This window comes from Clostridium tagluense (genome assembly GCF_003865095.1).
GTDB lineage: Bacteria > Bacillota > Clostridia > Clostridiales > Clostridiaceae > Clostridium_AD > Clostridium_AD tagluense.
Map to the genome: position 1 here is coordinate 113626 of NZ_BHYK01000007.1, position 15417 is coordinate 129042.

Here is a 15417-nt window from a genome sequence, read left to right on the forward strand (position 1 = left end):
ATGACAAATTTGATTAGGATTTAGATTATTAATATTTGCTAGAATAAAGGTGCTATTCATTTGAATAGTACCTTTATTCTAGTAATTTTTTAGAAATTACTTTGTTGATGAGAAAAACTTAAGTAATACCTTTGATATAAAATAGCCTATAATAGTGAAAGTAGTAGCCCAAATCGTAAATGAGCTTAACATTTCGCTTCCCAAAGTATAACCAGCTAAAAGTCCAGAGCATACAGAAACACAACAGATAAATATAGGGTTTAAATTTTTAAAGACTATTAGTCTTAAATTATATTCTAAGTTTCTCTTTTTATAGGATACATAGGATAAGTACAGAAATAAACAAGTTAATATAAAAAGTATTAATAACTTTAATTTATAATTTGTATAAGAAAACCAACTAGTATTAGTTTCAGTTATAGACCAATTCTGATAAGTTAAATTATAACTATAAATATTTAACCAGTCTTCGATTTTATTACAAACCATAACTGTGTATTGAATAAATCCATAGTGTGTTGTAATTAAAATCCGTACTAACCTTATTATAAAGTAGGGTAATATAGGTATTATTGCACCGACTATACCGGCCACTATACTATTTCCCATAACTGACTGTGCAAGTAGCATAAAAGTGAAAATGCAGATGTACTGAAACGTATCCATGAAAAGCCATTTAACTATATCAGAATATGGATTTAAGGTGGTATCAAGACCTTTAATATTTGCAACATAAAACAAACTTAAAAATATATATGTTACTACAAAACTTATAAGTAAACTCAGCACACCAACAATCCATTTATTGAGTATTATCTCTTTCCTTGTAAAGGGCATAGAAGCTATAAAACCTTGAGTTTCACTGTTTTTTTCACCTATAAATAAAATTACAGCTAATAGCATTACAACAAAGATCATTATAAAAAAATAACTATCCCGACTCATATAAAGCCCATTATTGAACCAGCTAGTACATTCATACCCACTTCGTTTCATGGTAAATTTATTTTCATTTAATGCTGATATAACACCATGAACCTTATAAAATAAAAGTATGACAATAGTTAAAAGGGTTACCCACTTTACATTTATCCATTCCTTATAGAAAAGGGCCTTATTTATAATTTTACTCATTTTTATCCTCCTCTTCTACGAAATATATAAACATATCCTCAAGACTCATATCTATAATTTCTATAAAGTCAGCTCCCATGTCATAAAGCTTCTTTTCAAAATCTTTTGAGTAATTTTTAGTGATTATATAATTTACTCTGCCTATAGTTTCAACCTTAATTACATCATTAAGAGAAGATAGATCTTCTTTTACATCCACAGTGGACTTAAACACCACTTGAAGTTTTTTTATGCTGTTTTTAGCATCATCAATAGAACTCATGTGTTTTATTTCACCATTTTTAATTATTGCAACATTATCACATATTCTCTCTATATGATCCAGGTGGTGTGAGGAAATAAATACAGTTACACCCCTCGAAGCCACTTCATCTAATATAATGGACATTATTTCTTTTTTGATCACAGGATCAAGGCCAGATGTGGGCTCATCAAGTATTAGAATATCTGGTTTTATGCTGAGGTTTAAAAGAATAGCTACTCTCATCTTCATACCTTTGGAAAGTTCTCTTATTCTTCGTTCTACAGGAATTTTAAATTTTTTATTAAGTTCATCAAATCTTTCCTGGGAAAAATCATTATAGGTTTTTTTATAAAATTTTAGGAGTTCCTTTACTTTGAAAGATGAGAAATATTGATTTTCATCGGATACATAACCTATTCTCTGTTTTACTATATTATTATCAAAAATCTCTTCACCATCTATTAATATACTTCCTTCATTAACCTTGTAAATACCTGTTAGGCATTTTATAAGTGTAGTTTTGCCTGCACCGTTTTCACCGATAATTCCAAATATGCTACCCTTATTTACATGTAAATTAATATTACTCAGAATATATTTATCATCTATGCGTTTGCTCACATTTTTCATATCTATCAAATTAATCCCCCCATTCTACGAATTTATAATAGCTTAAAACTCGCTATAAATTTCACTTAATATATCAATTAGCTTATCTTTATCAACTCCTATATAATGTGCTTCTATAATTATTTTCTTCATATGGTCTTTAATTTCTTTCATTTTTTCTTCATCCATTACAGGTTCAAAATTTTCAACTACAAAGGTTCCTTTTCCTCGTATAACTTCAATTGCTTTCATTCGCTCTAGCTCATTATATGCTTTGCTTATAGTATTAGGGTTGATGGCTATAATTGAGGCAAGTTCCCGTACAGAAGGCAGTTTATCTCCAGGTTTCAATATTCCTTTTATTATATTTTCCTTTATTTTCTCAATAATCTGTTCATAAATAGGTTTGCTGCTTCTGCTGTCGATATTTATCAAGGATTCACCTTCTTTCAAATAATATTTTATTTGCTTGAGTGCACTATGTGTATTACTTCATGTAGTGCACTATATAAATATAGTACACTACATTTACATTGTCAAGTAACATTTGTGAAATATTACTAGCAATAAAGAATATTCAAAAGGGCTCAACTAAATAAAAATTTACTATTATTTCATTGAATAGAATATTTTAAGTGAATATTTTGATTTTAATATATTGAGTAATATATAGCAGGAGATGATTTGTTTTGGGTTCTAATATTATTTTATTGATAATTCTTGCAGCTGCCATATTTGGAAAGGCTAATTCAGTTGCGATTGCTACATGTATCTTACTTATGTTGAAACTCTTAGGTTTGGACAGATATGCATATCCTTTTATAGAAAAAAGCGGAATTACAGGTGGACTTATATTTCTTATAGCCGCTATAATGATACCTATTGCAAACGGACGGATTACAGCAGAGAATATAAAAAGCGTATTTACATCCTGGATAGGCATAACAGCTCTAGTCCTCTCATTTTTAACAACATATTTGAGTGGACAAGGACTTAACTATCTTACGGTTCAGGGACATAGCGATATTATGCCTGCCATGATAATAGGTGCAGTTGCAGCTGCAGCGTTCTTAGGAGGGGTGCCTGTAGGACCGCTTATTACATCGGGAATGGTAGCTTTATTTGCAAAGTTGATTCACAAATAACATTAGTATGAATAGCAGGAGAAGTCCTGCTATTCATACTAATGTTAGAACCCTTTTACATGCTTAAACAAAGATGTTAATTATATTATTATTAAAATTTCTTAAATTTTCTTTACTTATATTTGAACTTTCAGCAATATCTTTTGATGGCTCTGCCTTTTCACTAGATGATGGGACTGGTTTGATTATTTGTTGTTGCTGAATTTGTGCTTGAATTTGTTGTATTTTAGCCTCTATTACTTGAATTTTGACTTGTTTTGTTTTTTTATCATCCCAACTTGAATTAATTTGGCTCAATTGTAATTTGAGAGTTATTTCTTGTAATTTAAGCTGACTTACATCGCTACTAGTATTTGTTACAAAATCGAACATTGATGAAATACTCATACTATCCTCTCCTTTTAAATTATCTATAATTGATTTTAATCTTTTTATCTTTATCTATAATTATAATTATCAATTGTGGCATCAATGTGTAATAAATATGTGAACTTTATGTGATAATTTTAGGGCTAAGAAGCATAAGGAACTATGCTTTTTAATTAGAAAACATAGTTCCTTTTAAAACCTCATTTTTATTAAGATCATTATGACTTATGGTACTTTCTACTATATATAGTGGCCTGTTTTTGCCCTCATCAGAAATTCTTCCAATATATTGCCCCAAGATAGCCAAAAAACAAGACATTATACCAAACATAATTAAGTTAATTGACAAAATAAGCCCTAAATTTAATATACTATTGCTCTTAATCACTGAGGTTATAATACTACTAATTAATAAAACAGCACCTATTAAACCAGTAAATGCTCCAAAGTAGCCGGCTACCATTAATGGTTTATAAGAGAATGATGTTATTCCATCAAAAGCTAATTTCATCATCTTTTTTAGTGAGTATTTAGTTTCACCAGCAAATCGTTCCTGACGTGCAAATTCTACAAAGGTTTGTTTATAGCCAACCCAACTAACTAAACCTCTTATATACCTATTTTTTTCTGGTAATGAATTTAAAGCATCACATACTTTTCTATCTATAAGTCTGAAATCTCCAGTATCAACGGGAATATCAATTGTTGTCATGCTTTTTAGTAATCTATAGTAGGATTTAGCGGTAAATTTTTTGAAAAAGGTTTCACCTTCTCGCTTAATTCTTTTTCCATATACAACATTATAGCCTTGTCTCCATTTTTTAGTCATTTCTAAAATAGCTTCTGGAGGATCTTGAAGATCTGCATCTATTACAATAATAGCGTTACCTAGGGCTATATTCATTCCAGCAGTTATAGCAGCTTGATGTCCAAAATTTCTTGAAAAATTTACAAGTTTTATATTGGCATCTTTCTTACATATATCTTCCATTTTATCTCTTGTTGTGTCCGAACTTCCATCATTAATAAATACAATTTCATAATTTTCTAATGTACGATCCATTACGGATTTTAATCTATAATAACTCTCATTTATAACAAGTTCTTCATTATACAAAGGCACCACTAAAGAATAAACAATTCTATTAGTCATTTTTATCATTCCCTTCACTGTAATCTTTTTCTGCAACTCTATAATTAAAATTATAGATGCTAATTGTAGCGACAGTATCAAATTAATATGTGAACTTTATGTGAGCTGTATAGTCTATTATTTTGTAAAAAAATATTGAATAAATATCAATAAAACTAAAATTCTTTAACATATTAGTTTAAAGAATTTTAGTTTTATATTGTTCACAGATATTATTGAGTATGATTTTATGTATATTAACTTACATTTATCATTACGTATTTAGCAATCTCCTCACCAAGTTGTCTATTTCTATCTAAATTTCGTGAATATACCTTAATCAAAACTTGACCTGGGTTTAACGCCTTAAATATTCCATTAGTTGCTATTTGGACTGAGTCCATAGCCCCACTTTCTTTTTTAAATGAAACTATTTTGCTTGTAGCAGTAAGCGGATATGCTTGAGTATTTAAAGATACATATCCTCCAACATTAACATTTATTGTTTCATAATTATTTTTATCTACGTAGGTTAAATTTTTACCATTGTATGATAGAGTTATATCCACTTGTGGAATATACCTTCCTATTTTCCGAGGTAAATATGTATCGTCTTGTGGGTTTATTGTATATCGTCCTTGTTTTTGATACCAATAATAAGCACCACCCATCATTGCGCCTAGGGAAGAATTGTCTTCTGTAGACATAATCCCCGCAGTATTAGGATTTAATTTATATAAGGACTGCCAAAAATATGTATATATTGGTAAACAATGTTTTTCTCTTTGCTCCATAAGAAGGAAATAGTTAGGATATAAGTCTGCGTGATAACACATTTTTTCTAAGGCTCTATTGCTATCTCCAGACAAATTATTATTTGTTAATGCAGAAGACTTGTACATTTCAAACACGATTTTTTGTTTGTCAATTAGTCTTCGCACTATTTTATCAGCCTCCTCAGCAGTCGTGTTACCATTTAGGTAAGATTTTGACCTTTCCGAGTAATAAGGGTCTAATAAGGCTACTCTATCAGGCATTAATTCTTTAGGGATATCTCCATTTTCAATATGCTTATCAACCAAATCTACCAATCGTATAGCCATTTGATTTCCTAAGGAGTGTCCGACAATTCTAATATCGTCTCCCTTATAGCCTTCCATGGCCTTTGAATAAGACTCATAAAATAAGTCAGCGGAGGTTTTGTTAGGCATATTTTTAGTTTCATAGCCAGTTACTTTTTTCCATCTCATATTAATAGGAATTAGTCCAACCCAATGTTGAGAAGTCCATATTTTATCCTCTGCACATTCTACGATAGGTTCGTCAGCTAATTGTTTCCAGTTGAAAATTCCTACATTATAACCTTTATTTATCCAATCTTTAAGTACGTTAATATCTATAGTCGGGTCTGCATATGGTTGATATTGAAAATTAGGAAAAGAATCACTTAATCCTGCATTTTTCAATATACTCTCTGCCCACCCATGTACGAATATAACTGTGGGTTTTGTTTTATCAAAATAAGGGGTAGGGCTATTGCTATTATGTACCCTATTGTATTGGTCAAACCAATATAGTCCTACCTCTAAACTATTTGTAGCAGGGAAATATTCTGGTTCTTTTGTAATTATGCTAAAATCCTTCAACGAGGAAATAGCAAATGCGTTAATGCACGGAGTTGATATTACAGATGTTAGTAATGCTGCTATTAGAACCGCTAATATTTTTGCTTTTCTCATAACTATTAATGCCCCCTTTTCTATCTATACTGTTTTTAGTATAAAATATTATAGATAGAAAAGCAATATTTAATAACTTAGTTTGCCATTGATACAATACTAAGGTATATTTAGAAGCATTTTCTAAGAGAGGATTTAAAAGTGAATTTTTGTCATTGAAATTATTTCACATAAAGCATGTGAAAAAGATTTTAATGTGTTTATTTATTGCAGCTTCAAAAGCATTTTGTATAGCATATTCTTGAGTCTTGGCTATTGTAACCGCTCATACTAAAGGGATAGAGGAGTTGTTACTGAATTATTTGGTTTGTCTAAATTTGTTATATTAGATTTTATAGATTCTTCTAAGGCCTTAAGTATAGAATCTGATTGAGTCTGAGTTATTGTGCCTTTTCCATGATGTTTAGTTGTTTTCATTGAAGATTCAAAGGCACTTTTAATTGCTGTTTGTTGGTCCTCTGTAATTGTACCTGCTGATACCAAGCTATCTAAGGGGTTTGCAGGTCTATTATTATAGATTCCTGAAGATTGAATAGACTTACCTACTGATTGAAAAGCACTTTGAATTGCATTTGCTTGATTTTGGGTGATTGTTCCAGCACCTACCAGATCATCTAGTGGGTTAGTTCTATCTGTTATACCTGCGTTGCCAACGGATTGAAGTGCTTGTTGACTAATTTCAATTGAATCAGCCTGTATTTCTTTTTTTTGTTGTTCAGATTTAGTGGTTTCTAAAGCTTTAGCAATTTTTTCGTTTTTTTGAGTATACAGATCAATTGTGTTTTGAGAACTGCTTATTGTATTCATAGTATTCTCTCCTTTTAATAAATCTAATTTTTTGTAACTTTTATTTTCTAATCTTTTCTTATAATTAAAATTATAAATGCCAATTGTAGCATCAATATCTAATAAATATGTGAACTTTATGTGATAGTATAAAAATAAGTTAGATAATTATTATTTTGTAATATCAGCAGCTTTGAGATCATATAACGCTTCGGAACTTCTGCCGCCAAATTGTGGAGTTTTTATGGCATCACTTGTTTTAGTTGTTGTAGAATCTTTCCACTCACTTTCTGCAACAAGTTTACCGGCTGATTTAGCCCAGGTCATGATTTCGTCATTAGAGCCTCCACCTTGTCCACCTACCATTACATATCTGACTTCGCCTTTCTTAACTAATTCCTTAAATTGAGCTAGGGTAATTGCTTTATCGGTTCCAAAGAAGCCCCAAGTCATTACAGATTCATTAGTTTTAAGTATTATATCTGTTGCATAACCATTAGTGGAGGAAGTTACAAGGATATATTTTTCAGTAGTTTTATGACTGGTAAGGAATTCTATTAACTTGGAATTACTACTATTATTAGAAGTATTCATATTTGGATTTCCCTTCGCTCCACTAGATATTAAACTAAGGCCTGCAGATGGGAAGGTTCCAGACATAGCATTAAGCATTGTAGTAGCAGACCAAACTATAGGGGTTATTAAAAGCCCTATTAAAGCAGTAGATACTAATACCTTCGAAAGCTTTGCATTTTTATTTTTTAACAGCTTAAGAATAATGATTATAATTGAAGAAACAAAACATAAAAGGGATATTGCAATCATTAAATATTTAGGGATACTTGAGGTTTTGTAATAATAAGATAGGATCAGTAACTGAAGTAATCCATCTACAACAAGTGCTATTGGTAAAATCCAAGATTTTAATCCATCCTCTTTATGAAGTTCCCACATAGACACAATTCCAATTCCAGTCAGGGCTGCGATTGGTGGAGCAAGCATAGTTAAATAATAAGGGTGAAATAAACCTGTGGTAAAGCTGAAATATATAAATTCAGGTATTAACCACATTGACCATAAAATTAAAGCTGATTTTTTTCTGTTATTAAAAGTAGGCTTAAGTTTTTCCTTTAATGCAGCTGCTATAAATCCGAATACTGCAAGTGGGAATAACCAAATTATCTGATCTGACATACTATTATTTGAAAATAATCTTGTAATACTAGACTTTTCACTTCCACCCATGCTACCACCACCGCCGCCATTAGTAGTTCCTCTTTTGCCATCTTCTGTAGCCGGCGTATCTCCTTGCATTCTTTTTTCAAAGTTGCCATCATTTCTAGTAGGACGTTTTGAGTTAGCGCTTGAGCTATCATTTCCAGTAGGGGGAGTTCCACCAGGCATTCCGTCAGTGGGTCCGCCTTGATTTTTAGCGCCACCCATGCCGCCACCAGTACTACTGCTTCCGATTCCAAGCCTTTCTAGGCCATTATGTCCAAATATTAGTTCAAGTTCTGAGTTATAAGTTGTACTACTTCCCACATAAGGCCTGTTTGCAGCAGGTATTAAATCTACTACTATAGCCCAGGAGAATGAAACAACTAGGAGAATCATGGTTCCTGCCATAAGATGAATTATTCTCTTTTTAAGTGAAACTGCATTAGAAAGAAGATAAGTTATATATATAGCTGGAATCACCATATAAGCTTGAAGCATCTTTATATTAAAACCAATACCTACAATAGCTAAACACATCAAGAGATATTTAATGTTACCTTTCTCAGCAGCTATAGAAATAGCCCAACATGCCAGTAGTAGCGTTAAAACAAGTAAGTTATCGCAAGTGTTATTTCTACTTACAGCAACAAAAACCGGGGTTACTGCAAGAAATAATGCTGAAAGAAGAGCAGCTTCAGTTCCAAAGGATCTTTTAACGATAATGTATATAATTGCAACGGATATTATTCCTGCAAGAGCCTGGGGAAGAAGAATACTCCAGCCACTAAATCCAAAGATTTTAGCAGAGATTGCTTGAAGCCAAAAACCTAGAGGTGGCTTATCAATGCTTATAAAGCTAGTAGGGTCAAAAGCTACGAAAAAGAAATTCTTAAAACTCATAGTCATACTTTTTACACCAGCAGCATAATAAAGATTTGAATATCCCTCAATGCTTAAATTAGTAAAATTTAAGATTCCTGACAATAATAATATTAAGGATAATAATAGCTTTTCTTTTGAAAGTTTTAATTTTTTCATTTTAATTTGCTCCCTTTTATAATGAGTAATGACCCAAATAACCACCATTCCCATAATTATTTTAAAGTTATATCGCTACAGATTACTTAATTAAATACCCACAATTTATAACAAAGAAAATTTGTTATTTGAGCTATAAAGGTGATAATTATTTTAGCTACGTATACATTAATATCTAAGTTCTTTACTAAAAAATTCATTGTTATAAGAGTTATTAGAAGTGAGAATAAGTTTACTACAATAAATTGAAAAAGTTCATTACCTGTTTTTTTATTAGAATTACTCTTAGAAAAAGTCCATTTTTTATTAAGTACAAAACTGTTAACAACTCCAAAACTATATCCAAGTATTTGACTTGCAATGTAATTTAGTCCAATAAATCCATTAAACAATGTGAAGATTAAAAAATCTATTAGTGTATTTGCTACCCCTACTAGGGAAAATCGAGTTAAATGCTTAAGCTTTCCATATAAGATATAGTTCATAATGTTATCTAATGTCTTAATATTTTTCCACCCCATTTTTCTAAAATATATTATCTTATTTATTAACAGGTATATTACTTTTATCTGTATAGATTAGATTATAAACATCAATTGTAGTAGTAGTATCAAAAAAATATGTGAGCTTTATGTGATACTATTAGCACAAAAAAGCAATCAACATTTCTGCTGATTGCTTTTTATTTATAATCTATATTTAATTAAGAAACTAACACCGGTATCCCGATTAACAGCATCTATTTCTCCATTATAAAATTTTATAATTTTTTTGCAAATAGCAAGGCCCAGACCAAAATTGCCAGTCTTATCTTTGTAAAAATTATCAAATATATGACATAGATGTTCCTTTGGTATATTAGAGCCATCATTGTATATCTCTATTACTGCAAAATCTCCTTCTTTTTTTAGGGTTACGGAAATTTTCTCTTTAGCATACCTAAGGCTATTATCTAAGATGTTTTCAATAGAAACCTGTATTTTATCTACGTTTCCAATTATAAGAGCTTCTTCAATGTTTAATTCCCATTTAATATTATTATTAATCACTTTAAATCTATTTATGATATGGAAGAGCAGGCGATGCAAGTTAATTTCAATATCGCAAATATTATTTTCTAAGACATAATCAAGGGTATTGAAATATAGCATTTGCTTAACTTTTTTTTCTAAGTTTAAAGCCTCATCCTTTATTATTTCAGCATTTTTCTCCACTGACTCTACGTAAACACCATCAATAATAGCTGCAGCATGACTCATAATTACCATAATAGGTGTTTTTAAATCGTGGGATATACTTTGTAAAAACATTTTCTCTTCTTCATCAGCACGCTTTAATTCTTTTTGCATTATATTCATTGAGGTAGCTAGTCGTCCAATCTCATCTGCATTTCTAATGTTGATAGGCTGTTTCCAATCTTTATGGGCTATCCTAACGGTATAATTCTCAAGTTCTTTAAGTGGTTTTGAAATATAGTTTGCAACTAATTTTGAAGTTAGAAAACCAATAGCTATAAATACTAGGCCTATAATAAGCATCATATAAAGCAAACTATTTTCTTTCATTTCCGGCATATAAGTAATTAAATAGGACTTTCCAGTATCTCCATATTGGACTGAACTTATTATAAAAATAAATTTTATATTTTTGTAGGACTTTTTAAATTGTTTTTCTGCAAGAGTACCTGGTGTAATAAAACTTGACATCCATAGTTTAACGTCACTACCATTTAAACTAAAAGGGTCATTAGGAACATTAGGTGGTAATCCACGCCTTTTATTTATATTTATAATTTCAGTTTTATTATTTTCATCCACATGTACAATATAATAATCGCTACCTCTTAGATTTTTTAGCTCGTCAAATCTATTAGGTTCTGTAAATTTTTTAGTTGTTATTAAGAAATCATGAGATACTTTTAAGTCTTGAATTTTAGCTTTCTCATCTATGGCTTTAAAAGCAACCAGATAAAAAAATGAAATGCTGAAAATTATTATAAGTATTATGATTGTAAAGGTAGCCCATATTCTCATGGTTAGTGATTTAAATTTGAAGTTTAATTTCTTCATGATTTATATACCAATTTATAGCCATAGCCATATATTGTCTCTATGGTGAACTTATCTACTTTTTTTCTTATTCTTCTTATGGTGTCATCAACTACTCTATCTGAACCAAAGTAATCATCCCCCCATACCGTATCTAATATTTGTTCTCTGGACACTAAATTATTTTTATTCTCAATAAAATAATAGAGTAATTCAAATTCTTTGTTAGTTAGTATAACTTCATCTTTACCTAAGAAAACAGTTCTTTGCTTCTTACTAATGCAATATCCACCCAAATTCAAGTCATTTATCGGTTGAGTGGTAATCTCTTTAGCTATTCCAGAAATTCTCTCTAAAAGTTTATTTGTTCTAATAATAAGCTCTCTAGGTAAAAAAGGTTTTGATAAATAATCATCACTGCCAAGCTCCAGTCCTACCACCCGATCAAGCTCTTCATTTCGTGCAGACATAAAAATAACAGGTGTATTTTTATTGTTATTTTTAATAGCTTTTATAATTTGATAACCATCAATATCTGGAAGCATAATGTCTAATATCCAAAGATCAGGCATATCATGAATTCTTGCTATTGCTGAATTACCATCTGAAAAAGTAGTTACTTCATAACCTTCACGTTGTAGGTATTTTTCTAGTAAAAGATTTAAACTTATTTCATCTTCAACAAGATATATTATCTTTGACAAGTGTATCACCCCTATGTGTTAAGCACTAATTTTTATTGTTTATAAAATTTAAATTAATAAAAACCTACATTTATGTATTTATTATATTCTATCATACAATTTTCAAAACATTTTAGAAAATTTATGTGAAGATTATGTGTTATTAAACCTTTATGCACTAATGAAAATTTACCGCCATATTAAGGGGAGATAGTTTAGAAGACTCAACAATTATTTATTGTTGAGTCTTCTATATCTTCTATTCAGTTTTCCCTGTAAAATGAAAATCTTCTACTTTTAATGTAGGCACATAATTAAAACCAAATGCTCCGGGAACCTTAGTTCTTCCAGTAGTTATGCCAGTAACATTATTGAAAGCATGTAACATACTTTCTGTAAATCTCATATTTTTTACTGCACCTTTGATTTCACCATTTTCAATTAAAAACAATCCATCTCTAGTAAGGGCAGTAAGTATAGATTGTCTTGGGTCTACTATATTCATGTAATGGAATCTTGATACAAGGAGACCTTTTTTTGTAGACTTTATAAGTTCCTCTAAATTATCGTCTCCACCTTCCATAACAAGATTTACAGCTATGCCGCCGTCACCTGCGTAACCAAAAGAATGACCTGTAGGTTCTACATTATCAGCTAAGGCAGATTTTACATCGTAGGAAAGCTCTTTAGCTACACCATTTTCCACTAAATTCAAACTACTTCGCCCGTAGCCCTCAAAATCGAAATAAAGAGGCATAGTATTTTCATTTCTAACATCATCTCTTATAGTTATGTTTTCACCAAAAACTTTCTTCCCAAGTTTTCCAGTAATGAAGCTTGTTCCTGTTCGTACATCTTTTGCACTAAAGCCTATGAAGCTCATATATGTTAAAAGATCTCCAACAGCTAGTGGCTCTAAAATTACATCATAGCTACCTGGCTCTATAGAAGCTGGGTTAATGCCCATTTTGCATTTATTCTGTGCAGATGCAAACATCTCTACTACATCTAGTTCCTTAGCTTTATTTGTCACATATTCGGAATAACCTGACGCACCGTCTTTATGCATAACTACGGTGTTAAAGCTTACGGTGTCTATTCTTGAATATCTTCTAATATTTTTCTTATTACCCATACAAATAACAAGAGATGACAGTGATAATGCTCCTGCTGCAGTATAATCTTTATTTAATAAATCAATTCCACTCTTTATAAGACTCGCTCTGTTTAGAATATTAAATTTATCAGCTAGAGTCCTATCATAATCCTCTGAAGCAATTTCTAAGGGACTAGTAAGTTCTGGAAGTTCTACATCTCCTTGTGGTAAGAATTTTAAGTTTTCTTCTGCATCGTGAACTGCTGAGGTTAAGCCTTCTTCGGATAAAAGGTTCGTTGTAACTTCTGAAATCTTTTTATCATGAATAACAGTAATAGTCACACTATCCTCTGCAGTATATACATTTTGATGGATACCAGAATTCGCAAAACGAGTAAGTCCTTCTTCCTTGCACATTATAGATACCATAGTATAATAATTACATTTGCTTAAAACCTTATCTATTATTTTATATGCTGCAACCTTATTTAACATCTTTAACACCTACCTTTACATTTCTGAATCTTGCAGGAGCTGTTCCATGACCTACGTGAGCTGTTTGTGGTGGTTGTCCTTTACCGCAGTTTGGTGTGCCGTAAAGAGTCCAATATTTTTCATTGCAAACTCCATCACAACTGCCCCAAAACTCTGGTGTTATTCCTGTATATATTGGATTTTTATAAATTTTTCCTGTAAGTTTTCCTTTGGATATTTCATAAGCTATTTCTGTACCAAACTGGAAGTTAACTCTCTTATCATCTATGCTCCAGCTTTTATTAGTACATAAATATAAGCCCTTTTCTATACCTGCAAAAAGTTCATCTAATTCAAAAGTTCCAGGCATCAAACTTATATTAGTCATTCTCACTATAGGAATATTTTGCCATCCATCAGCTCTATTTGTGCCATTTGATTTTTGATTGATTTTTACTGCAGTATCTCTGGAGGTAATGAAGTTCTTAAATATACCCTTGTCTATGATAACAGTCCTTTGAGCTTTAACTCCATCATCATCATATCCAAAAGAACCTAGGCCCTTAGGGGAAGTACCATCTGCCACTATTGTAACAAATTCTGAACCATATTTAAAATCTTCATTTAATTTATCAACAGTTACAAAACTCATACCTGCATAAGCAGCTTCCGAGCCAAAAACTCTATCTAGTTCTACAGGATGTCCTACACTTTCATGTACTTGCAGCGCTAACTGAGAACCATCAATAACTATATCAAAACGACCACTTGGACACTCCTGTGCATTTACAATCATTTCTGCTTCCTTGCCAATACGCTCAGCATGCCCTAGCAAATTTAATGATTTAACATATTCATAACCAGCGGTAGCATGGTTACCCCTGAAAGAATTAGGATAAGTTCTTCCTTGAACATCATCGTTAATTGAAGCTAGTGCTTCAATTCCTGCACCTGACTCATAAAGAGTTTGAGTTATATAACTGCCCTCTGTATCTGCATAAATTTTTTCTTCCTTTTGAAAATCCATAGAAGCTGAAGTAGTGGATAAGTTTGCACTTTTTCTCATAGTTTCTTCAGCTTTTAAGAGAAGCTCAATTTTCTCTGCTTTTGAAACTGTAAAAGGATCAACCTCTATAGGTGTTACATAATTGTCTACCACTACATCTTTTTGCGCCATTCTTATTTTTTCTGTCTGAATGGTTCTACTAGCTTTTGCTAAATCAAGAGCATACAATGCAGTAGATTCTAATTTACCTAAATCTTGAGTGCTGGCAAAACCCAAAGAGCCATCTAATATGACTCGAATGCCTACACCAATACTCCTTGAATTGGAAATGTTTTGAAGCGCTAGGTCCTCCGTAGAAATATTTTCACACATCCTATCCACCATTCTTATATCTGCATAATCAACGCCTTTTTCTTTTAACATATTTAATGTTTTTAGTATTTCGGTTTTCAAATTATAGCCTCCTTACATTTATATAAAATTATACATAATTTACACCATATTCTATATTCTATATTGAATTTCATAATCCTTTAATTTTATAAAATATTCAATAAATATAATATATTGTATTATTTACTCTTAGTAGTCGTTTAATGAGAATAATTTCAATGAAAAATATATGCAAAAATTAAGTGCTTTTGAATAAATATGAAAAAAATATTGTTGAATTTTATATTTTATTGTATAATTATA

General features: G+C 30.9%; 14 protein-coding genes. 1 reads left to right on the forward strand and 13 read right to left on the reverse strand.

Annotated features, from left to right (window positions below; all coding sequences use genetic code 11):
• Positions 1 to 96: 96 nt before the first annotated feature.
• From Ctaglu_RS08140 to Ctaglu_RS08150, 3 genes are read right to left on the reverse strand one after another with little or no spacing between them, the layout of a single operon-like run.
• Positions 97 to 1134, reverse strand: a complete 1038-nt coding sequence (locus Ctaglu_RS08140; protein ID WP_124999877.1) for an ABC transporter permease subunit — start codon at positions 1132 to 1134, stop codon at positions 97 to 99.
• Positions 1127 to 2017 (reverse strand): ABC transporter ATP-binding protein, encoded by an 891-nt coding sequence (locus Ctaglu_RS08145; protein ID WP_124999879.1) that lies wholly within the window; start codon positions 2015 to 2017, stop codon positions 1127 to 1129. Before Ctaglu_RS08145 ends, Ctaglu_RS08140 begins: the two co-directional genes overlap by 8 nt.
• Positions 2018 to 2050: 33 nt before the next feature.
• Positions 2051 to 2422, reverse strand: a complete 372-nt coding sequence (locus Ctaglu_RS08150) for a GntR family transcriptional regulator (protein WP_124999881.1) — start codon at positions 2420 to 2422, stop codon at positions 2051 to 2053.
• A gap of 254 nt (positions 2423 to 2676) precedes the next feature.
• On the opposite strand from Ctaglu_RS08150, the gene Ctaglu_RS08155 reads away from it, so the two are divergent.
• Complete coding sequence (locus tag Ctaglu_RS08155; protein WP_124999883.1) at positions 2677 to 3132, forward strand: DUF441 domain-containing protein; 456 nt, start codon at positions 2677 to 2679, stop codon at positions 3130 to 3132.
• A 63-nt stretch (positions 3133 to 3195) separates the two neighbouring features.
• Here Ctaglu_RS08155 and Ctaglu_RS08160 read toward each other — a convergent pair whose 3' ends face one another.
• The 10 genes from Ctaglu_RS08160 to Ctaglu_RS08205 all read right to left on the reverse strand — a co-directional run bounded on the left by Ctaglu_RS08160 (position 3196) and on the right by Ctaglu_RS08205 (position 15174).
• A complete protein-coding gene (locus Ctaglu_RS08160) occupies positions 3196 to 3519 on the reverse strand; it encodes a FlxA-like family protein (RefSeq protein WP_124999884.1) in 324 nt (107 codons plus the stop codon).
• A gap of 151 nt (positions 3520 to 3670) precedes the next feature.
• Positions 3671 to 4654 (reverse strand): glycosyltransferase family 2 protein, encoded by a 984-nt coding sequence (locus Ctaglu_RS08165; RefSeq protein ID WP_124999886.1) that lies wholly within the window; start codon positions 4652 to 4654, stop codon positions 3671 to 3673.
• Between the two features lie 236 nt (positions 4655 to 4890).
• Positions 4891 to 6372, reverse strand: coding sequence for a hypothetical protein (locus Ctaglu_RS08170; RefSeq protein ID WP_124999888.1), 1482 nt, complete (start codon positions 6370 to 6372; stop codon positions 4891 to 4893).
• 270 nt (positions 6373 to 6642) lie between these two features.
• Positions 6643 to 7179 (reverse strand): hypothetical protein, encoded by a 537-nt coding sequence (locus Ctaglu_RS08175; protein WP_124999890.1) that lies wholly within the window; start codon positions 7177 to 7179, stop codon positions 6643 to 6645.
• Between the two features lie 150 nt (positions 7180 to 7329).
• Entirely contained in the window at positions 7330 to 9414 is a 2085-nt protein-coding gene (locus Ctaglu_RS08180) for a glycosyltransferase family 39 protein (RefSeq protein ID WP_124999892.1), read from the reverse strand.
• Between the two features lie 86 nt (positions 9415 to 9500).
• Positions 9501 to 9899, reverse strand: coding sequence for a GtrA family protein (locus Ctaglu_RS08185; RefSeq protein WP_207669455.1), 399 nt, complete (start codon positions 9897 to 9899; stop codon positions 9501 to 9503).
• A gap of 201 nt (positions 9900 to 10100) precedes the next feature.
• Positions 10101 to 11483: a sensor histidine kinase gene (locus Ctaglu_RS08190; RefSeq protein WP_124999896.1), complete on the reverse strand. Its 1383-nt coding sequence runs from the start codon at positions 11481 to 11483 to the stop codon at positions 10101 to 10103.
• A complete protein-coding gene (locus tag Ctaglu_RS08195) occupies positions 11480 to 12166 on the reverse strand; it encodes a response regulator transcription factor (RefSeq protein WP_124999898.1) in 687 nt (228 codons plus the stop codon). The genes Ctaglu_RS08190 and Ctaglu_RS08195 overlap by 4 nt, the downstream gene beginning before the upstream one ends.
• A 238-nt stretch (positions 12167 to 12404) precedes the next feature.
• Complete coding sequence (locus Ctaglu_RS08200) at positions 12405 to 13736, reverse strand: TldD/PmbA family protein (RefSeq protein WP_207669456.1); 1332 nt, start codon at positions 13734 to 13736, stop codon at positions 12405 to 12407.
• Complete coding sequence (locus Ctaglu_RS08205; protein ID WP_207669457.1) at positions 13726 to 15174, reverse strand: TldD/PmbA family protein; 1449 nt, start codon at positions 15172 to 15174, stop codon at positions 13726 to 13728. The genes Ctaglu_RS08200 and Ctaglu_RS08205 overlap by 11 nt, the downstream gene beginning before the upstream one ends.
• Positions 15175 to 15417 lie beyond the last annotated feature (243 nt).